The sequence below is a fragment of the Aeromonas diversa CDC 2478-85 genome (assembly GCF_000819805.1).
Classification (GTDB): Bacteria; Pseudomonadota; Gammaproteobacteria; order Enterobacterales; family Aeromonadaceae; genus Aeromonas; species Aeromonas diversa.
Genome location: NZ_CDCE01000033.1, coordinates 25,199 through 43,019, shown reverse-complemented (window position 1 = coordinate 43,019; position 17,821 = coordinate 25,199). Strand labels below are relative to the sequence as shown.

Here is a 17,821-nt window from a genome sequence, read left to right as displayed (position 1 = left end):
CAATCGACCCCTTGTCACGGAGGATATGCCCCATGTTTACGCTCTATATCGGTAATCAAAACTACTCGTCCTGGTCACTGCGCCCCTGGCTGCTGCTCAAGCACTTCGCCGTTCCCTTCTGCGCCACCAAGGTCGCCCTGACCGGCCAGGGGGTGAACGAGCGCCACCAGCGCTATTCGGACAGTGGCCTGGTGCCCTGCCTGCACGACGGCGAGCTGAAGGTGTGGGACAGCCTGGCCATCGCCGAATACCTGGCCGAGCGCTATCCCGAGATGTGGCCGGCACGCGCCGACCTGCGCGCCCGCGCCCGCAGCATCAGCGCCGAGATGCACTCGGGCTTCACCGCCCTGCGCAGCCAGCTGCCCATGAACATCCGCCTGCGCGCCCGGGGGGCCGAGCCGGACGCGGCGCTCGCACGGGATCTCGAGCGCATCTTCACCATCTGGCGTGAGGCCCGCGCCATGGCCGAATCAGGCCCCTACCTGTTCGGACCCTTCTCCATCGCCGATGCCATGTTTGCCCCCGTGGTGTGGCGCCTGCACAGCTACCATGTCGCCATCCCGGAGGAGCTGCGCCCCTACATGGAGACCATGCTGCACCACCCGGCCATGCGGGAGTGGGAACAAAGCGCCCTGGATGAGCCCGAGCGCTTCCCCAGCGATGCCCTGATCGATCGTTTCGGTGGTCCGCGGGGGTGAGTCGGGAGGGGGCGAGCTGCTATACTGCCCGCCCCGTTCAAGGAGAGCACCATGCCCATCACCCTGCCCTGGCGCGATATCGACACCGTCCTGCTCGACATGGACGGCACCCTCATCGATCTGCATTTCGACAACCACCTGTGGCAGACCCTGGTGCCCGAGCGCTACGCCGCCCGCCACGCCCTGGCACAGGATGAGGCCAAGCGCCGCATCGACGACCACTACGGTGCCGTGGCCGGCACCCTCAAGTGGTACTGCGTGGACTACTGGACCGATACCCTGGAGCTCGACATCCGGGCCCTCAAGCAGGAGATCCTGGAGAAGATCCAGTGGCGCCCCAATGTCATCCCCTTCCTCGATGCGCTCAAGGCCGCCGGCAAACAGCGGATCCTGTTCACCAACGCCCACCCGGCCAGCCTGGAGGTGAAGCTGCTCAGGCTCGAGCTCGATGCCCATCTGGACGGTATCGTCACCACCCATCACCTGGGTTGGTCCAAGGAGAGCCAGCGCTGCTGGCAGGCGCTCACCAAGTGCATCCCCTTCGATCCGGCGCGCACCCTCTTCATCGACGACAGCGAGCGGATCCTAGATGCCTCGGCCGAGTTCGGCATCGCCCATCAACTGGGGATAGTCCGCCCAGACAGCCAGAAGCCGCCCCTCTGTTTCAGCCGCTTCCCGGCGCTCGATGACTACGCCGAGCTCTTGCCCCTCGGCTGACACACTCAAGGCCCTCCTCGCGAGGGCCTTGTCACATCAGGTCAGCAGCCAGTAGCCGGCGACGCCCATCATCAGCAGGGAGGAGACCCGCCCCAGCAGATCCCCGCGCCCCTGCCCTTGCAGCAGCTGGTTTGCCCGCTGCCCGCCGTAGGCGTAGAGCAGCAGGTTGACGCACTCGATCAGGATGACCAGGGCGACGAACAGCAGGGTCTGCAACTCGGTTGAGAGCGCTGGGCTGATGAAGGGCGGCAGCAGGGTCATCATGAAGAGCCAGGACTTGGGGTTGGAGATGGCGACGGTAAAGCCGCGCAGCACCAGTCCAAGGCGGCCGCTGTCCTCCTGGCGGGTCGCCCCCGCCTGCCCGCCGCCGCGCCAGCTTGCCACCCCCATCCACAGCAGATAGAGGGCGCCGAGGTATTTAAAGCCCTGCATCAGGGCCGGCTGCTCGGCCAGCACCCGGGTGTAGCCGAGCAAGGCGGTGAGGGCTATGAGCCCCACCCCGGCCAGCTCGCCGCCGATGACCCACAGGGTGCGGCGCAGCCCCAGGCTGGCACCAAAGCTCATGGCCAGCATCATGCAAAGGCCGGGGGAGACCGAGATGAGAAAGAAGGTCGGGATAAACATCAGCAGCAGGGTCCACTCGCTCATGATGACCTCCTCAGGCCGCATCACGGGGGGCCAGCACCCCCATGCCGGCCAGGTAGTCGAGGGCGCTCGGGGTGAAGCCGATCTCGGCGAGGTGCGCCGCCGTGAAGGGGGCGCGGTGCAAGGGCTGGCCGCGACTCACCCGTTCCATCCAGTCCGGATTGCCGATCGCCGCCGTGCCCACCGCCACCAGATCGGCGCCGCCGGCCAGAGCCAGCTCGGCCGAATCTGCGTCGTGGATCTTGCCCGCCACCATGAGCGGCACCCGCCCGGCCAACCCGACCCGCACCGCCTCCAGCAGGGCGCCGCCGTCAGGGTCCCCCGCCACCGCCTTGAAGCTGTCCCCCATGGAGAAGTGCAGGTAGTCGATCCCCTCGTCCGCCAGCAGGTGCGCCACCGCCAGCTGATGGGGCAGCGCTATGCCCTGGATATGGGCATAGCTCTCGGGGGAGAGGCGCACCCCGACCAGAAAGCTCCGGGGCAGGCGGGCGCGAATGCCGCGCACTATCTCCACCAGGATCCGCGCCCGGTTGGCGATGCTGCCACCCCAGCGGTCGGTGCGCCGGTTGTGCAGGGGGTTGAGGAAGTTGCAGAGCAGGAAGTTGTGGGCCCCGTGCAGCTCGACCCCGTGCAGGCCGGCACCATGGGCCCGCTCGGCGGCGCGCACGAAGGCTTCAATGAGCGTAAGAATACCCTCCTCCGTCAGCCCCTTAACCCCGAGCAGGTAGCGCCCACCCGGCGCCAGCTCGCACGGGCCGACCGGCGCCCCGTCGTTCAGCTCGGGCAAGGCCCGCATCCCACCGTGATGCAGCTGCACCACCGCCAGCGCCCCGGCCTGCCGCGCACTGTCGGCCAGGGCCGTGAAGGCCTGCTGCTGGGTGTCGGTCATCAGGGCCGGCTGCCCCGCCCAGCAGCGTCCGCCGGGCTGTACCTGGGTGGCGGCGGCGATGAGCAGACCGAAGCCGCCGCGGGCGCAGCGCGCCAGCCAGTCGAGCTCGGCCTGAGCGGGATCGCCGCCTGCGCCGCTCATGTTGTGAGTCAAAGGGGCCAGCACGGCCCGGTTCTTGAGCCGCAATCCGGCTCGTTCGAAGTGGAAGCTGTCGCCAAGTGCCTTGTTCATCGCCCTCTCCCGGGATCGCAATGGAATGGCCGCCACTATAAACCGGGACAATCAGGATATAATCAGGCACACAGGCAAGGCATTCATTCCCAGCAAGACACAATAGGTCACCCCTCATGCGTCACCACAAGCTCGACACCCTCTACCTGATGCGCCTGCTGGTCGCCATCGTCCGCTGCGGATCCTTCGCCGCGGCGGCGGCCCAGCTCGGCATCACCCCGAGCAAGGCCTCCAAGGATCTGCGCCACCTGGAGCAGAGCCTCGGCAACACGCTCCTGAGCCGCACCACCCGCCGGGTGCAGCTGACCGACGCGGGGGAGCTCGCCTACCGCCAGGCCGACCAGATGATCGCCCTGCACGAGCAGTTGCTGGACGGCCTGCAGCGCCGCCGCTCGGCCCTGTGCGGGGAGCTGCGCATCACGGCGCCGGATCTGTGGGGTGAGGTGGTGCTGACCCCGGTGCTGCTGCGCTTTCGCGCCGACCACCCCGAGGTGCGGATCATCGCCGATTTCAGCAATACCCCGGCCGACCTACTGCGCGACAACCTGCACGTGGCGTTTCGCAGCACCGAGCTCGGCACTCAGCCCTATCTGGCGCGCCCCATCGCGGTGGACGATCTGGTGCTCTGCGCCAGCGCCGACTACCTGGACCGCCACCCGCCCTTGCGCGAGCCGCAGGATCTGCAGCAGCACCCCCTCATCACCCGCTGCCAGGAGTACAGCCGCCACGAGCGCTGGACCCTGCTTGCCCAGGGGCGCGAGATCCCGCTGGAAGTGGCGGGCGAGCTGGCCTTCAGCAGCAAGAAGGCGATTCACCAGGCGATGCGCCAGGGGCTGGGGATCGCCCGCCTGCCGCGCTACCTGGTGGCGGCCGAGCTGGCCGAGGGAGTGGTGCGCGAGGTGCTGCCCGACTTCCGTCCCAAGGGGGCCCATTTCTATGCCCTCTACACCCAGCGCCGGGCCGAGTCGGCCCTGGTCGGCCACTTCCTCGACTACGTCATCGAGGCGCTCACCGCCTCATGAGCGGATCACCAGGTGGTACTGCTTCTTGCCCCGGCGCAGCAGCAGATAGCGGCCGAACAGCCAGTCGCCGTCGGTCACTGGCTCATCCTGGCGGATCGCACCGTTGAGGCTGACCGCCCCCGCCGCCAGCAGCTCGCGGGCGATGCGCCTGGAGTTGGTAAGGCCACACTCCACCAGCAGGGTCACCAGATCCGTTTCCCCCTCGATGGGGCTGCTCGGCAGGCCATCCTGGGCCAGCTGGGCCAGATCGCTCTCGCCAAGGTGGGCCACATCACCGCTGAACAGCAGCTCGCTGATGCGCCGCGCCGCCGCCAGTGCCCCCTTGCCGTGCACCAGCTCGGTCAGCTCGTCGGCCAGCACCTGCTGGGCCAGCTTGCGCCCTTGCCGCGTGGCATCCTCCGCCTCCAGCGCCTCAATCTCGGCCAGCGCCATAAAGCTGTAGTAGCGCAGGAAGCGGTAGACATCCTCGTCCGCAGTGCCGAGCCAGAACTGGTAGAAGGCGTAGGGCGAGGTGAGCGCCGGATCCAGCCAGATTGCGCCCCCCTCGGTCTTGCCGAACTTGGTGCCGTCCGCCTTGGTGATGAGCGGCAGCGTCATGCCATAGACCTGGGCCTGATGCAGCCGCCGGGTGAGATCCATGCCGCTGGTGATGTTGCCCCACTGGTCGTTGCCACCGATCTGCAGGGTGCAGCCGAGGTGCTGGCTGAGCACGGCGAAGTCTTGGGATTGCAGCAGGGCGTAGGAGAACTCGGTAAACGAGATCCCCTGATCCGGGCGGGCGAGGCGCTGGCGCACCGATTCGCGGGCCAGCATGGCGTTGACCGAGAAGTGCTTGCCGATGTCCCGCAGAAAATCGAGGGCGGACATCTGCCCCATCCAGTCGGCGTTGTTGACCAGTTGCGGGGCGGTAAGCCCGTCGCTCGCCGGCAGCAGCGCGCTTATCTGGGCCGACAGGCTGGCTACCCACTCCTGCACCGTCTCGGCGCTGTTGAGGCTGCGCTCGCTTGCCTTGAAGCTGGGATCGCCGATAAGGCCGGTGGCTCCCCCCACCAGCGCCACCGGGGTGTGGCCCGCCAGCTGGAAGCGGCGCAGCATCAAGAGCGGCACCAGATGGCCGATGTGCAGGCTGCCGGCGGTGGGATCGAAGCCACAGTAGACGGTGCGCGGAGTGGCAAGATGGTCGGCCAGCGCCACCGGGTCGGAATTCTGGGCCACCAAGCCGCGTCGGGTCAGCTCATCGAGCAGGTGAGGATTTGTCATGGAGGGCTCCAACAGCAGGGGAAAAGCCCACATCCTCGCCGCTTTGGCCCGCGCCGAATATGTCCCCCAGGGGACAGTTTTTGGATCCGGTGCTAGCATGGAGCCACCTATCCGAACCCTATGCTCGCCATGTCTGCCCCCCTCACCGACGCCCTGACCCACGCCGTCACGGCGCTGCACCAGCCCGGCTTTCCCGCCGCTCTGGTGGCCCTGCTGCGCCAGTGGGCCGCCTTCGACTGCGCCCTGGTGCTGGGTCACGATCGCCGCCCCCTCTACCTCTACGACACCCTGCCCGATCGCCGTGAGCTGCTGTTCGAGCGCTATCTCACCGGCGCCCACCGCCAGGATCCCTTCCTGCTCGCCCTGCAACAGGGGCTGGAGGCGGGGGTCTGGACCCTGAACGAGGTGTCGCGCCGCGCCGGCCTCGAACCCGACTATGTGCGCGCCTTCTACCGGGCCACCGGCTGGCGCGAGGAGCTGGGGCTACACCTGCCCCTGCGGCCCGGCTTCGCCCTGGTGATCTTCCTCGGTCGCCTCGGTAAGGGGCGACCGGTGAGCGCGGCCGAGCTGGCCCGGCTGCGCCAGCACTTCCCCCTGGTGCACGCCCTCTGTCGCCAGCACTGGGGCCAGATGAGCGATCCCCTGCCCGCCGCCCCGCCGGGGCGCGAGGATCTGGCGCGGATCCGAGAGATCATCGCCACCACGCTGCCCCGTCTGGGCGGCCCCCACCTGACCCGCCGCGAACGGGAGGTGGCCACCCTGATCCTGCACGGCCTCGACACCGAGACCATATCCCTGCGCCTCGCCATCGCCCCGGGCACGGTGAAGAACCACCGCAAGCACCTCTACGCCAAGTTAGGGCTCACCTCGCGCGCCGATCTCTTCACCCTGTTCCTCGGCCAGCTGGTCGCCCAATGAGAAGACCCGCCGGGTGGCGGGTCTCTCGTTCTGGCTCAGGCGCTTAGAAGTAGCCCTGCTGGCGCAGGGGGTAGCGTCCCTGGCTGTCGGGCTGGCCGAGGAAGGGCAGTCCCTGGCGCATCTGCTCCGGCAGATCGGCGCCGGGCTTGAGGAAGCCCTGGAACAGGAACTGGCGCCCCGCCATCAGCTCCACCTTGCCGGTGAGCGACACCTGCTCGGAGGATTGGCGCAGCTCGGCCACCAGCTTGCCCTGCTGACACAGCAGCTTGGCGGAGGGATCCGCCAGATCCAGCTTGCCGGCCGGGGTGTCGGCGCGGGCACCGACCCAATCCAGAGTGCCGTAGAGGCTCTCGCACCAGGGCTGGCCCTGGGCGAACTCGTCCACCTTGAGCTGCAGCTGACCCGCCACCTCGAGGGGGAAGGGAGGACGCAGCGGGAGGCGCGAGAGGAGCCAGGGGGCCGGCACGTTGAGCACCAGCTCCCGGGCCGTAATGCGGTTAGCCTGCCAGCCGAGCACCCCCTCTCCGTTGAGACCGCCGCGCTGACCAAAGCGCAGGGCCACGCGGGGAGAGAGGGTCAGCAGCGAGCCGACCTCGAGATCCCAACTCAGGTTACTCAAGGACTCGGAGGCGTACTGCACACGGGCGGCCTGCCCCTGCCAGAGGGTGCCGCTCACCCCCTCAATGCTCACCATGGGCGGCAGGGGGGCGTAGCGCACCACCAGATCCGCCGGCAGACGGGCGATGAGGAAGCCGAGATAGGCGATGAGGAAGAGCAGGGCGATCAGGATGCGCTGTTTCATACGGGGCGACTCAACTGCAGACGACGAATCTTCACCATGCCGGGAGGCAGGTTCTCACGGGCGATCTCGATCACCATCACCTGGACCCCGTAGCGATCGGTCAGCTCGGCCATCCAGAGCATCAGGGTGTCGAAGGGGACAGTGTCGATCCACACCTGCAACTCCTGACCCTGGGGCTGCAACCGGGCTATGGTGATCTTGTGGTTGAAGGCGGTCCGGTTGACCACCCCCTCCAGGGTGCCTGAGGTGTCGATCTGGCCGCCGCTGTTGCCACGCATGGCCAGCACCAGCTCCCCCTTCTCCTTGAGCCAGGCCAGGGTACGCTGCTGGGCCACCACCTGGCGCTCCCGCTCGGCGACCCGATCCGCCAGGGGCTGCCACAGCCCCCAATAGAAGAGACCCACCACCAGCATGGCGCCGGCCGCTCCCACCATCTTCTGCTCGCGGGGGGTGATGCCCCCCCACCAGGCGCGCAGTGGCTCCATCATCCCTTGCTCCTCAGAATCAGCATGCCTTCTACCTTGCCCTCTTCGCTCCGCAGCTCACCCTGTTGCACGGCAAACCCCTTGCCCGCCAGCTCGCGGAAACGCTCCACCTCGGCAAAGCCGGGGGCGCTCACTTGCAGGCGAAGCTCACGCCGATCCGCGTCGAAGCGGATCACCTGGGGCTTGAGCCCCTGCACCTGGGCGAAGACGGGAGCCAGCTCGGTCATCCAGAGCAGCAGACCGCCCCGGTTATCCTGCCCCAGCACCCTCAGATGCTGCTCCATCTGGCCACGCACGTTCACGATACGGGTCTCGCCCGGGAAGATGCGGGTATAGACCTGGCGGATCTCGGCCTTGAGGGCCTTGTCCCTGGCATCGAGACGATAGAGTTCGAGCCCCCGGTTTCCCAGCACCATCAGCAGCAGCACGGCGGCGGCGACCGCCACCTTGCGCCAGGGGCGCCAATGCTTGAAGAGCTCGCTCTGGGGCTTGAAGCTCCCCTGCAGCAGGTTGACCCGGCTGGCCAGGGCGCCACGGGCCAACAGCAGCATGGGCAGCTCGGGCTCGGCCGCCTGCCACTGGCCCGACACCCCTGTCGGCAGGGCCGTGTGGGCGTGAATGGGCGGGAGCTCACCGCCGAGCAGCAGGGGCAGCAGGGCCGCCTCGGCCACCATCCCCTGATACTCACCCTGGCGCAGCAGCCACTCGTCACCGAGCTGCAGGGCAGACCAGCCCTCGGCGGGGAGCGGCAGGGCCAGCACATCCGGCAACAGCTTGCGGCTGGTGAGATCTGCCTCGTCCAGCCAGGTGAGCCAACTCTGCATCTGAGCGCGATCGAGCGCCGCCAGATCCACCTGATTGCCCTCATGGCCGAGCACGGCGATGTGCAGCGACTCCACGTCCGAGGCGACCTGCTCCTCGAGCAGGTAGGGCAGCGCCTTGTGGGACTGCCGACTGTAGCGGCCGGGCAGAGTCACCCGGCGCAGGATCAGGCTGCTGCCCGGCACCAGCGCCACCACGGGGCGACCACCGGCCCGCTCTTTCAATTCGCCGAGGGCGTGGGCCGAGGGGAGGACGCCGGAGGCGATGATCTCCCCCTGCTCCACCGACCAGACCAGCCAATGCACCGGCTGCTCCCGACTCGTCCCGAGTCGAACGACCAGACTCTCGCTCACCTTATCATCCTCACTTGAGCGTCTCGCCGCTCTCCTGGAGCCGGCGGACCACCTTGAATTTGTTGTCTTTTTCTCGCTGGAACTCGCTGACGAGGAAGGCGCGGCTATCCCCCACCTCCGCCACCAGGCGGGCCGCGAAGCGTTCGCTCTTGACCACGACCGAGGCACGCGCCTTCTGCTCCCAGGCCGGCACCTGCTGCAAAAACTCGTCGCTGCTCTTCCAGCCGTTGCGGGGGCGATCGGTCAGGATCCGCTTCGCCTCATCGGCGGGCAGCTTGCCCAGACTCAGGGCCGTCAGCAGCGCCCCCTGATCGGCCGCAAGGGTGTTGACGTTCACCTTGAGCTCCCCGTCCGGCCGCACGCACAGGTAGGGGGAGAGCTTGCGGTAGAGATCCGGCGTCACACCGCGCACCATCCGCAGCTCGCTTAAGGAGAGCAGCCTCTGGTTGGCCGGCAGATAGGGGGGATTGAGCCCCTCGTAGTAGGCATCCTCGGCCCCGTAGCTGGAGACCAGCACGGTATCCTTGTCGATCCAGTCGCGCAGGGCATCGGTCAGTTGCACCGCGTCGTATTCATCCATTCCCAGCTCGGTCAGCAGGATCCGAAACGCCTGGGCCGGCAGCGGCTGGCTCAGGGGATCATCCGGGTTCGCAGTGCCCCCGGGCTGGCTGCCGTCGGGATTGGTGCCTCCGTTGGGATTGGTGCCCCCGATACGCGCCTCCAGGCTATTGAGATTGAAACAGCCATAGAGATCGCGCACCTCGCCCTTGAGCTGACCGTCCGGCACGGGGAAGACGGTCTCCTTGCGGGCCCAGTACTGGCCCAGATGGGTGACGTTGGCGTTGTCCTTGGCATCCTGGGCCAGGGCCTTGGCCACCAGGGCCTCGGCCGAGAGGGCATACCACCAGGCCTGCTTGCCGGCCACCTGATTGGCGGTGCGGCGCAGCTCTATCTGCAAGCGCCCGCTCATGTTGGCCGCCACTATCACCATGACCGCCAGGATCAGCAGCACCACCAGCAGGGCCATGCCCCGCTCGCCCTTACGGGGTCCCATTCTCTATCCTCTGGCCACCGGAGCCGATCAGGAACTGACGGCGGATGAGGCCGTAGTCTTCCAGCTCCAGCTCTACCGCTATGCCCTCGGGCAGGGTGTCGCGCCGGCTCCACTCCTCGGCCCAGCGTCCCTGATTGAAAAAGTGCAGGCGAAACGCCGTCACCCCGCCCAGCATCGCGCTCGCCTTGGGCTCGGCGCCGATCACCGGGTCCGGGTAGAGGAAGGTGAGGCGCTCGAGCTTGCCCCCCTTGAGGCGCCAGCCGACCCGCTGCAACTCGGAGCGGGGGAACATGGCGTCCGGGTTGAGCCAGCCGCCGCGAATGAAGGCAATGCCCCAGTCCTCACTCTCCTGCCCGAAGCGGGAGGCGGCGATGGCCACCTTGTTGGCCTCCCCCTCGATGCGGCCGCTGCGCGGCACCATCTGGGTGAGATCCCGCTCCAGGGCACCCATGGCCAGCTGCAACTCGGCGAGCCTCGCCTCCTTGCCCTTGGCGGTTTCGTCGCTGGTCAGCACCCCTTGCAGCACCTGATAGGCGCCGAGGCTCAGGGTGGCGAAGATGGCGATGGCCACCAGCATCTCGAGCAGGGTGAAGCCCTTGTGGATTCGCATGGTCATCGGTTGATATAGGTCCGCAGCAGGGTGATGGGGTTCTCCCCCTTGGGGGTGTCGCGCACCTCCACCTCGACCAGGCGCAGGCTGGCGTCTTGAGCCGCCTGACCACGATAGCGCCAGTACCACTTCTGGCCGGCCAGCTCGCTCTCTCCCTCGACCCAGCTGTCACCGGGCCACTTCTTCTCGAGCTTGAGCTGCACCAGCTGATTCTCGGCCACCCAGGTGGCCAGGGTCTTCTCCTCTAACCAGGAGAGGCCCGAGAGGTGCTCGCTGGCGCTCTTCATGACGGCGAGTCCCGCCACGGCGAACACCGCCAGGGCCACCATTACCTCGAGCAGAGTCATGCCACGGGCCTTCACTCTTCCTCCTGCTGCAGGGTGATGCGACCAAACTCATCCCCCTGATAACGGCGCAGGAAGCGCTCCCCGTCCTGATCCAGGGTCAGGGTCAGGGTGAAGGGGGTCAGCTCGCTGCCGGGGAACAGCAGCACCTGGGGAGTGCGCTCCTTTTCGTCGCGCTTCTGCTCGGCCTGCTCATCCCGCTCCGCTTGCCAGGAGAAACCCTCTACCTCCAGGGTGAGGCTCATCCCCTCGGGCAGTTCATGACGAGCGAGCAGCTTGTCCCCCTCGATGGCCTGCCACTTGCGATCCTTGCCACTGCGCACCATGAACTGCCAGGCCTGATCTTCTGCCCGCAGCCCCACCAGACGCCCCTCCATGATGGCCTGCTCCTGAGCCTGCTGCAGGGCAGCCCGCAGGCGGGCGCTCTGGTTCTCCAGCTCACGATCCCCCTTGACGCTCCCCATGCTGAGGGTCACCGCCATGGCGACCAGCCCCATCAGCATGGCGACCAGCAGCACCTCGAGCAGGGTGAAGCCCGACTGGCGGCAGGGTGTGGGGCCCCTCAACATGACGGGGCCTCGGCGTGGGCGGGAGTAGGCACTTACTGGAAGTCCTTCAGGTTCCAGTTGCCGATGTCGTCTTCGGTACCGGCTTCGCCGTCCTGACCCGAGGTGAAGATGTCGATCTTGCCGTTCTGGCCCGGGCTCAGCAGCTGATAGGGGTTGCCCCAGGGGTCTTGCGGCAGACGCTTGATGTAGCCACCGTCACGGTAGCTGCGCGGCTCCGGCTCTATGGTCGGCTTGGTGACCAGGGCTTCCAGGCCCTGCTCAGTGGTCGGGTAGCGGTTGTTGTCGAGCTTGTACATGTCGAGGGCATTTTCCAGCGCGACTATGTCGGAGACCGCCTTCTGCTGATCCGCCTTCTCCTTGTTACCCATCAGGTTGGGCACCACCAGGCTGGCGAGGATCCCGAGGATCACGATCACCACCATGACTTCCAGCAGGGTGAAACCCCGTTGACGACGACTGTTCATAGGAGACTCCATTTACGTTGAGTAGCGATGACGGTGGACCGTCACAGGTTGACCATTTCGTTGATGGCGAGCGCGTGGCTTGCGGGAGCAGGCTGCGTCACGCAGCTGCCGCCCCCCGTCACAGGTTCACCATGTTGTTGAGTTCGAGGATCGGCTGCAGGATCGACATGACGATAAAGAGCACCACCCCCGCCATGGAGACCACCAGCATGGGCTCGAACACCCCGAGTGCTATGTTGACCTGGGTTTCGAACTCCCGATCCTGGTTGTCGGCGGCCCGCTCGAGCATGCTGTCGAGCTCGCCGCTGCGCTCCCCAGAGGCGATCATGTGCAGCATCATGGGGGGGAAGATCTTGGTCTCTTCGAGGGAGGCCCGCAGGCTGGTCCCCTCGCGCACCCGCTCGGTCGCCTCCAGGATACGGGTCCGGGCGAAGTCGTTGGAGAGCACCTCACCGGCGATGCGCATCCCCTCCAGCAGCGGCACGGCGCTGGCGTTGAGGATGCTCAAGGTGCGGGCGAAACGGGCGGTGTTGAGACCGCGACTGACCCGGCCTATCACCGGCAGGCGCAGCAGCACGGCGTGCCAGCGGCGACGACGGGCGGCATCCTTGAGCCACCAACGCCACCCCATGCCGCCGAGCACCATGGCGAGCAGGAACCAGAGGCCATAGTGCTGCAGCAGCTCGCTTGCCCCGATGAGGAAGCGGGTGGTGCCGGGCAACTGCTGCCCCATGTGTTCGAACTGGGCCACCACCTTGGGCACCACGGCGGTGAGCAGTATCGAGATGACGCCGATGGCCACGCAGGTCAGCACTATGGGATAGATCATCGCCTGCAACAGCTTGGTACGCATGTGCTGGCGCTGCTCGGTGTAATCGGCCAGACGGTTGAGCACCTTCTCCAGGTGGCCGGAGCGCTCCCCCGCCGCCACCATGGAACGAAACAGCTGATCGAAGACGTGGGGGAAGGTGGCGAGCGAGTCGGCCAGCGAATACCCCTCCACCACCCGGCTGCGCACCGTCGCCACCATGCTGCGCAGGTGGGCCTTCTCGCACTGCTGGGCCACCGCCTTGAGCGCCTCTTCGATGGGCATGGCCGCCGCCACCAGGGTCGCCAGCTGACGGGTGATGAGCGCCAGCTCAGAGGTGCTGGCACCGCGGCGAAACAGCACGAAGCGGGTCGCCTCACGCTTGGCCTTCTCGGTGGTCTCGTTCACCTCCAGTGGAGTAAGTCCCTGCTCACGCAGCTGCTGGCGCACCTGGCGGGCGGAATCCCCCTCCAGCACGCCGCTCTTGTTGCGCCCCCTGGCGTCGAGGGCCTTATATTCGAACGCCGCCATCTCAGTCTTCCCGGGTCACGCGCAGCACCTCTTCCAGGCTGGTCTGCCCGATCAGCACCTTGTCGATGCCGTCGCGACGGATGCTGGGGGTGTGGCCACGGATGAGGCGCTCGATGGCGAGCTCACCGCTGGCATTGTGGATCGCCTCGCGCACCGGCTCATCGATCACCACCAGCTCGTGGATGCCGGTCCGGCCGCGGTAGCCGGTGTGGTTGCACTGCTCGCAGCCGACGGCGCGCCAGACGGTCTCGCCCTCGTCGTCGCGCAGCCCCATCAGCTCCCGTTCGTGCTGGGTAATGGGGTGAGGCTCCCGGCAGTCGGGACAGAGGGTACGTACCAGCCGCTGGGCCAGCACCGCCAGCAAGGATGAGGAGAGCAGGAAGGGCTCGATCCCCATGTCGCGCATCCGGGTGATGGCGCCGATGGCGGTGTTGGTGTGCAGGGTCGACATCACCAGGTGACCGGTCAGGGAGGCCTGCACCGCGATCTGGGCGGTCTCGAGGTCGCGGATTTCCCCCACCATCACCACGTCCGGATCCTGACGCAGGATGGCCCGCAGGCCTCGGGCGAAGGTCATGTCGACCTTGGTGTTGACCTGGGTCTGGCCGACCCCTTCGAGGTCATATTCGATGGGGTCTTCCACGGTCAGGATGTTGCGATCCCGCGAGTTGATCTCCGAGAGCGCCGCATACAGGGTGGTCGACTTGCCCGAGCCGGTCGGGCCGGTCACCAGTATGATGCCGTGGGGCTTTCTGATGAGATCGCTGATGATGTTGCGGTTGCGCAGGGTCATGCCGAGCTGGGCCAGCTCGAGGCGTATGGTGTTCTTGTCGAGCAGACGCAATACCACCCGCTCGCCATAGCTCGACGGCATGGTGGAGACCCGCACGTCGACGGCGCGGCCGCCGATGCGCAATGAGATGCGGCCATCCTGGGGCACCCGCTTCTCGGCGATGTCCATGCGCGACATCACCTTGATGCGCGACACCAGTAAGGAGGCCAGCTTGCGATGGGGGCGCAGGATCTCGCGCAGCACCCCATCGATCCGAAAACGGATCACCAGGGAGCGCTCGAAGGTCTCGATGTGGATGTCCGACGCCTCTTCCTTGATCGCCTCGCTCAGCATGGCGTTGATGAGGCGGATGATGGGGGCGTCGTCATCGGCGTCCAGCAGGTCTTCGCTCTGGGGCAGCTCCTCGGCCAGGGCGAAGAAGTCCATCTCGTTGCCGATGTCCTCCATCAGCTGACGCGCCTCGGAAGAGTCGCGCTGATAGTGGGCCATCAGCTGCTCCTCAAACGCCTCGGCGTCGAGTTGCTCCACCTGGAAGGGGCGGCCGGCCACCCGGCGCACCTCAAGTAGCGTCTGCGGCGTGATGCCGGCACGACACACCAACCAGGGGACACCGCCCCGTTCGGTCAGTATGGTCCCGTTCTGGCGGGCAAAGGCGAAGGGGAGCTCCGGCAGTGATGCCGGTGCCTCTGCATCGTCGAGCTGATACGCCATTACTGGTTACCCTGCAGGAAGGTACGCGCCCCGCTGGCCGTGTTCTGCTGCTGGCGCTGCATCTGCTCTATCTGCTGACGCATCTCGGGGGAGACGGTCACGTCCTGGCCATACTCGGGCAGCACCTGGCGATCCGGCGAGGTGAGGTAGCCCTCCTGGGCCGCGTTCTCCAGCTGCTGGGCGCGGAACAGGGTGTACTTGTTGCTGGAGATGCCGGAGTAGACGCTGGCATCGCGCAAAATAGTCGGGCGGATGAAGACCATCAGGTTGCGCTTGCTCACCGTGTTGGAGGTGGCGCGGAACAGATAGCCCAGTACGGGAATATCGCCGAGGATGGGCACCTTGGAGACCTCTTCCTTGGTCTGGTCATCCATCAGGCCACCCAGCACCACGGTCTCACCACTCTTCACCAGCACGGCGTTCTTCACGGTGCGGGTGTCGAAGGTGGGGCCCAGGTCTGCGGTGCCCGAGGCCTGGGCCTTGGCGACGCTGGAGACCTCCTGCTCGATATTGAGCAGCACCGAATCCCCCTCGTTGATCTGGGGGGTCACCACCAGCTTGGTACCGACCGTCTTGCGTTCTATGGTGTTGAAGATGTTGTCACCCGAGGTCGAGCTCTGGGAACCGGTCTGGACCGGCACCTCCTGCCCCACGTTGAACGACGCCTCCTTGTTGTCCATGGTGACTATGCTCGGAGTCGAGAGGATGTCGTTCTTGGTGTTGGTGGAGAGCGCCGTCATCAGCATGGCCCAATCCCCGTGGTAGAAGCCGGCGGCCATGCCGTTGAAGCTCCCCGCCAACTTGCCGAGGGCATCCGTGCTGCCGTTCTTGTCATAGGCCTTGCCGGCGGCGATCACCTGACCGAGTGGCAGATTGGTGTTGGTAAACTGGGTGCCACCACCATTGGTGTTACCCCACTGCACCCCGAGGTTGAGGCCGTCGCCATCCTGCATCTCGACGATGATCGCCTCGACCAGCACCTGGGCGCGGCGGATGTCGAGTTTGGCGATCACCTGCTCGAGCTCGGCCATGACATCCGGCTGGGCCGTGATGACCAGAGAGTTGGAGGCCTCGTCGGCAGAGATGGCCAGCTTGCCGCCTATGCTGTTGCCACCGCCACCACCGGCGGCGGCACCGCCACCGCCTTTCTTCTCGGCCTCGATGCTGGAGCTCACGCCCTTGAGCACATCGACCATCTCCTTGGCCTTGGCATACTTGAGATAGAAGACCCGGGTGTTGCCCTGGGTTTGCAGATCCTGATCCAGCTGGCGCACCATGCGGATGATCCGCTCACGCGCCTGGGGCTCACCGGTCACCACCACAGAGTTGGTGCGCTCGTCGGCCACCACCTTGGGGGTGAGCAGGGCCGAGCCCGCCATGCCGCCCTGGGGATTGGCATCCTTGTTGAGCGTCATCACCAGCCGCACCATCTCGCCGGCCGAGGCGTACTTCAGCTTGATGATGTCGACCTCCTGGTTGCCCGCCTTGTCGACCCGGCGCACCACCTCGACCAGGCGGTTTACCACGGCGGCACGCCCCGTGATCAGCAGCACGTTGGAGGGGTCGTAGTGAACCACGTTGCCACCGCCGGCGTTGTCGTTGAGCTGACGCAGCAGGGGGGCCAGTTCACGCACCGAGACGTTGCGAACCGGCACAACCCGGGTCACCATCTCGTCGCCCATGCCAGGGTTGGATCCATCCACCACAGGAATGGCCGAGGTCTTGGCGTCACGCGAACGCACCACCTTGAGTACGCCGTTATCCATGGGCACCACGGCGAAGCCGTAGACGTCGAGCACGCTCAGGAAGAACTGGTAATACTGCGCCTCGTTGAGCAGGTCATAGCTGCGGACATTGATCTTGCCGCGCACCGAGGGCTCGATGATGATGGTCTTGTTGAGATTCCTGCCGACCGTGTTGATGAACTCTTCGATATCCGCATTCTTGAAGCTGGCCGAAAACTCGGCCGCCCACGCCTGACCCGCCATCAGCAGCGCGGCAGCCACGGAAGCCATGCGCAGTGCTTTGTTTTTAATAATCATTTATTGGTGTAACTCCAGATCATCATTCCGACAGCCCGACGAAAACGTCGTAGAGCTGACCATCCCGCTCCACGGTAACCGTCATCTCGGTAGCGCCCGCCAACTGTTGCATGGCCTGCATGGCCTGCGCCGTGTCTCTCAAGTCCAGTCCATTGATGCTGACCGCCATGTCGTTGGCCTGCAGACCGAGCCGGTTGAACAGCTCGGGGTCGCTGCCCGGGGTGAGGCGGTAGCCGGCCATGCGCCCATCCACCCGCACCGGGTCGATGGCGATGTAATCGGTCAATTTACCGGGGTTTTTTAACAGCTCATCGCGTACCCCACCCAGGGTGTTACCGGCATGGGCGGTGGGCAGCGGTTTGCCATACTCTTCGCCGTCCAGCATCAGGGTCTCGTCGCGTCCCTGATGCTCGATGATGACGCGGTCAGGATAGACCTGACGGATCTTGGCCTGGGTGCCGTCGATGATGTCGCCGACCCCGTAACTGTTCTGCATCCCGCCGTTGGCGATGATGGCGATGGACTTGGTGGGGTCATTGCTCGCCAGCACACCGGTGAGCTGGACATTGAGCCGCGTCTGGGGGGCGTCGGCCGCGACAGCGCGATCCTCGGCGGCCTCTTCCTTGGGAGCGGCCTTGCCAAAGAGGGCGAGACGGGTGATGGCGCCGAGATCGCTCTCCCCCTGGCGGGAGGAGCCGGAGAGTCCCTGGCTGGCCGGCTGCCAGAGGCTAGCCTGCGGTGGCTGCAACATACCCGTGAGCCGCCAGGTGAGGATGGCCAGTTGCTGGGCGATCAGCAGCAGCAACAGCAGAAACAGGGGCTGGCAACTGCGGCGCCAGGGCAGGCGCGACAACCACTCCCATCTCTTCTGGAGCCAGTCTTCCCTGAGCAGGTCATTCATGGTTTTATCAATAATATCTAGGATGTACCGGGCTGGTCATTGTGTACGGCCTTGGGCGGCGATACAACCGCCATACCGGGGTCTCGTTCGAAAAAAGGGGGGGGATCACACTCGCCGCCTCTCTCCCTTGCGTTCAACCCGGCCACCTCACT

19 protein-coding genes are annotated in these 17,821 nt (G+C 66.3%); 4 read left to right on the top strand and 15 right to left on the bottom strand.

Annotated features, from left to right (window positions below; genetic code table 11):
- The first annotated feature begins 32 nt into the window (after nt 1-32).
- The gene (locus tag BN1121_RS13680) at nt 33-698 is read left to right on the top strand and encodes a glutathione S-transferase family protein (protein ID WP_005356394.1); all 666 of its coding nucleotides are present in this window, start codon (nt 33-35) and stop codon (nt 696-698) included.
- Nucleotides 699-749: 51 nt separating this feature from the next.
- Nucleotides 750-1,415 carry a GMP/IMP nucleotidase gene (gene yrfG, locus BN1121_RS13675; RefSeq protein WP_005356396.1) on the top strand — a complete coding sequence of 222 codons (666 nt, stop codon included), beginning with the start codon at nt 750-752 and terminating at the stop codon, nt 1,413-1,415.
- A 36-nt stretch (nt 1,416-1,451) separates the two neighbouring features.
- Here the strand turns inward: yrfG and BN1121_RS13670 are convergent, their stop codons facing one another.
- A complete protein-coding gene (locus BN1121_RS13670; protein ID WP_005356397.1) occupies nt 1,452-2,063 on the bottom strand; it encodes a LysE family translocator in 612 nt (203 codons plus the stop codon).
- Between the two features lie 10 nt (nt 2,064-2,073).
- On the bottom strand, nt 2,074-3,180 hold the full coding sequence (locus BN1121_RS13665) for an NADH:flavin oxidoreductase (RefSeq protein WP_005356399.1): 1,107 nt from the start codon (nt 3,178-3,180) through the stop codon (nt 2,074-2,076).
- 116 nt (nt 3,181-3,296) lie between these two features.
- Between BN1121_RS13665 and BN1121_RS13660 the strand changes: the two genes are divergently transcribed.
- Nucleotides 3,297-4,202 (top strand): LysR family transcriptional regulator, encoded by a 906-nt coding sequence (locus tag BN1121_RS13660; RefSeq protein WP_005356401.1) that lies wholly within the window; start codon nt 3,297-3,299, stop codon nt 4,200-4,202.
- Here BN1121_RS13660 and tyrS read toward each other — a convergent pair.
- On the bottom strand, nt 4,197-5,462 hold the full coding sequence (tyrS, locus tag BN1121_RS13655) for a tyrosine--tRNA ligase (RefSeq protein WP_005356403.1): 1,266 nt from the start codon (nt 5,460-5,462) through the stop codon (nt 4,197-4,199). The two genes, BN1121_RS13660 and tyrS, sit on opposite strands and share 6 nt — an antisense overlap.
- A 120-nt stretch (nt 5,463-5,582) precedes the next feature.
- Here tyrS and BN1121_RS13650 point away from each other — a divergent pair, with 120 nt between their 5' ends.
- Nucleotides 5,583-6,380 carry a helix-turn-helix transcriptional regulator gene (locus tag BN1121_RS13650; protein WP_005356406.1) on the top strand — a complete coding sequence of 266 codons (798 nt, stop codon included), beginning with the start codon at nt 5,583-5,585 and terminating at the stop codon, nt 6,378-6,380.
- 43 nt (nt 6,381-6,423) lie between these two features.
- Here BN1121_RS13650 and BN1121_RS13645 read toward each other — a convergent pair whose 3' ends face one another.
- The 12 genes from BN1121_RS13645 to exeC form a co-directional block, all read right to left on the bottom strand.
- Entirely contained in the window at nt 6,424-7,182 is a 759-nt protein-coding gene (locus BN1121_RS13645; protein ID WP_005356408.1) for a type II secretion system protein N, read from the bottom strand.
- Nucleotides 7,179-7,670, bottom strand: coding sequence for a GspM family type II secretion system protein ExeM (gene exeM, locus BN1121_RS13640; protein WP_005356409.1), 492 nt, complete (start codon nt 7,668-7,670; stop codon nt 7,179-7,181). The genes BN1121_RS13645 and exeM overlap by 4 nt, the downstream gene beginning before the upstream one ends.
- On the bottom strand, nt 7,667-8,842 hold the full coding sequence (gene exeL, locus BN1121_RS13635; protein ID WP_005356411.1) for a GspL family type II secretion system protein ExeL: 1,176 nt from the start codon (nt 8,840-8,842) through the stop codon (nt 7,667-7,669). Before exeL ends, exeM begins: the two co-directional genes overlap by 4 nt.
- A gap of 10 nt (nt 8,843-8,852) precedes the next feature.
- Entirely contained in the window at nt 8,853-9,896 is a 1,044-nt protein-coding gene (gene gspK / locus BN1121_RS13630; protein ID WP_005356414.1) for a type II secretion system minor pseudopilin GspK, read from the bottom strand.
- Nucleotides 9,883-10,512, bottom strand: a complete 630-nt coding sequence (gene exeJ, locus BN1121_RS13625; RefSeq protein WP_005356416.1) for a GspJ family T2SS minor pseudopilin variant ExeJ — start codon at nt 10,510-10,512, stop codon at nt 9,883-9,885. Before exeJ ends, gspK begins: the two co-directional genes overlap by 14 nt.
- Nucleotides 10,509-10,868 (bottom strand): type II secretion system minor pseudopilin GspI, encoded by a 360-nt coding sequence (gspI, locus tag BN1121_RS13620; protein ID WP_005356417.1) that lies wholly within the window; start codon nt 10,866-10,868, stop codon nt 10,509-10,511. Before gspI ends, exeJ begins: the two co-directional genes overlap by 4 nt.
- Nucleotides 10,865-11,419, bottom strand: coding sequence for a GspH family T2SS minor pseudopilin variant ExeH (gene exeH / locus BN1121_RS13615; RefSeq protein WP_005356418.1), 555 nt, complete (start codon nt 11,417-11,419; stop codon nt 10,865-10,867). Before exeH ends, gspI begins: the two co-directional genes overlap by 4 nt.
- A gap of 32 nt (nt 11,420-11,451) precedes the next feature.
- The gene (gene exeG, locus BN1121_RS13610; RefSeq protein ID WP_005356419.1) at nt 11,452-11,883 is read right to left on the bottom strand and encodes a GspG family T2SS major pseudopilin variant ExeG; all 432 of its coding nucleotides are present in this window, start codon (nt 11,881-11,883) and stop codon (nt 11,452-11,454) included.
- Between the two features lie 118 nt (nt 11,884-12,001).
- A complete protein-coding gene (gene exeF, locus BN1121_RS13605; protein WP_005356420.1) occupies nt 12,002-13,222 on the bottom strand; it encodes a GspF family T2SS innner membrane protein variant ExeF in 1,221 nt (406 codons plus the stop codon).
- Nucleotide 13,223: 1 nt separating this feature from the next.
- Nucleotides 13,224-14,726: a type II secretion system ATPase GspE gene (gene gspE, locus BN1121_RS13600; protein WP_043597970.1), complete on the bottom strand. Its 1,503-nt coding sequence runs from the start codon at nt 14,724-14,726 to the stop codon at nt 13,224-13,226.
- Nucleotides 14,726-16,768 carry a GspD family T2SS secretin variant ExeD gene (exeD, locus tag BN1121_RS13595; protein ID WP_005356421.1) on the bottom strand — a complete coding sequence of 681 codons (2,043 nt, stop codon included), beginning with the start codon at nt 16,766-16,768 and terminating at the stop codon, nt 14,726-14,728. Before exeD ends, gspE begins: the two co-directional genes overlap by 1 nt.
- A gap of 22 nt (nt 16,769-16,790) precedes the next feature.
- Complete coding sequence (gene exeC, locus BN1121_RS13590; protein WP_005356423.1) at nt 16,791-17,669, bottom strand: GspC family type II secretion system variant ExeC; 879 nt, start codon at nt 17,667-17,669, stop codon at nt 16,791-16,793.
- Nucleotides 17,670-17,821 lie beyond the last annotated feature (152 nt).

What these genes read in the sequence shown, in the direction of transcription:
- exeC (WP_005356423.1), bottom strand. Translation starts at nt 17,669, where the DNA reads ATGAATGACCTGCTCAGGGAAGACTGGCTCCAGAAGAGATGGGAGTGG.
- BN1121_RS13645 (WP_005356408.1), bottom strand. Translation starts at nt 7,182, where the DNA reads ATGAAACAGCGCATCCTGATCGCCCTGCTCTTCCTCATCGCCTATCTC.
- exeF (WP_005356420.1), bottom strand. Translation starts at nt 13,222, where the DNA reads ATGGCGGCGTTCGAATATAAGGCCCTCGACGCCAGGGGGCGCAACAAG.
- tyrS (WP_005356403.1), bottom strand. Translation starts at nt 5,462, where the DNA reads ATGACAAATCCTCACCTGCTCGATGAGCTGACCCGACGCGGCTTGGTG.
- exeH (WP_005356418.1), bottom strand. Translation starts at nt 11,419, where the DNA reads ATGTTGAGGGGCCCCACACCCTGCCGCCAGTCGGGCTTCACCCTGCTC.
- BN1121_RS13665 (WP_005356399.1), bottom strand. Translation starts at nt 3,180, where the DNA reads ATGAACAAGGCACTTGGCGACAGCTTCCACTTCGAACGAGCCGGATTG.
- BN1121_RS13670 (WP_005356397.1), bottom strand. Translation starts at nt 2,063, where the DNA reads ATGAGCGAGTGGACCCTGCTGCTGATGTTTATCCCGACCTTCTTTCTC.
- BN1121_RS13660 (WP_005356401.1), top strand. Translation starts at nt 3,297, where the DNA reads ATGCGTCACCACAAGCTCGACACCCTCTACCTGATGCGCCTGCTGGTC.
- exeD (WP_005356421.1), bottom strand. Translation starts at nt 16,768, where the DNA reads ATGATTATTAAAAACAAAGCACTGCGCATGGCTTCCGTGGCTGCCGCG.
- yrfG (WP_005356396.1), top strand. Translation starts at nt 750, where the DNA reads ATGCCCATCACCCTGCCCTGGCGCGATATCGACACCGTCCTGCTCGAC.
- gspE (WP_043597970.1), bottom strand. Translation starts at nt 14,726, where the DNA reads ATGGCGTATCAGCTCGACGATGCAGAGGCACCGGCATCACTGCCGGAG.
- exeJ (WP_005356416.1), bottom strand. Translation starts at nt 10,512, where the DNA reads ATGACCATGCGAATCCACAAGGGCTTCACCCTGCTCGAGATGCTGGTG.
- exeG (WP_005356419.1), bottom strand. Translation starts at nt 11,883, where the DNA reads ATGAACAGTCGTCGTCAACGGGGTTTCACCCTGCTGGAAGTCATGGTG.
- exeM (WP_005356409.1), bottom strand. Translation starts at nt 7,670, where the DNA reads ATGATGGAGCCACTGCGCGCCTGGTGGGGGGGCATCACCCCCCGCGAG.
- BN1121_RS13650 (WP_005356406.1), top strand. Translation starts at nt 5,583, where the DNA reads ATGCTCGCCATGTCTGCCCCCCTCACCGACGCCCTGACCCACGCCGTC.
- gspK (WP_005356414.1), bottom strand. Translation starts at nt 9,896, where the DNA reads ATGGGACCCCGTAAGGGCGAGCGGGGCATGGCCCTGCTGGTGGTGCTG.
- BN1121_RS13680 (WP_005356394.1), top strand. Translation starts at nt 33, where the DNA reads ATGTTTACGCTCTATATCGGTAATCAAAACTACTCGTCCTGGTCACTG.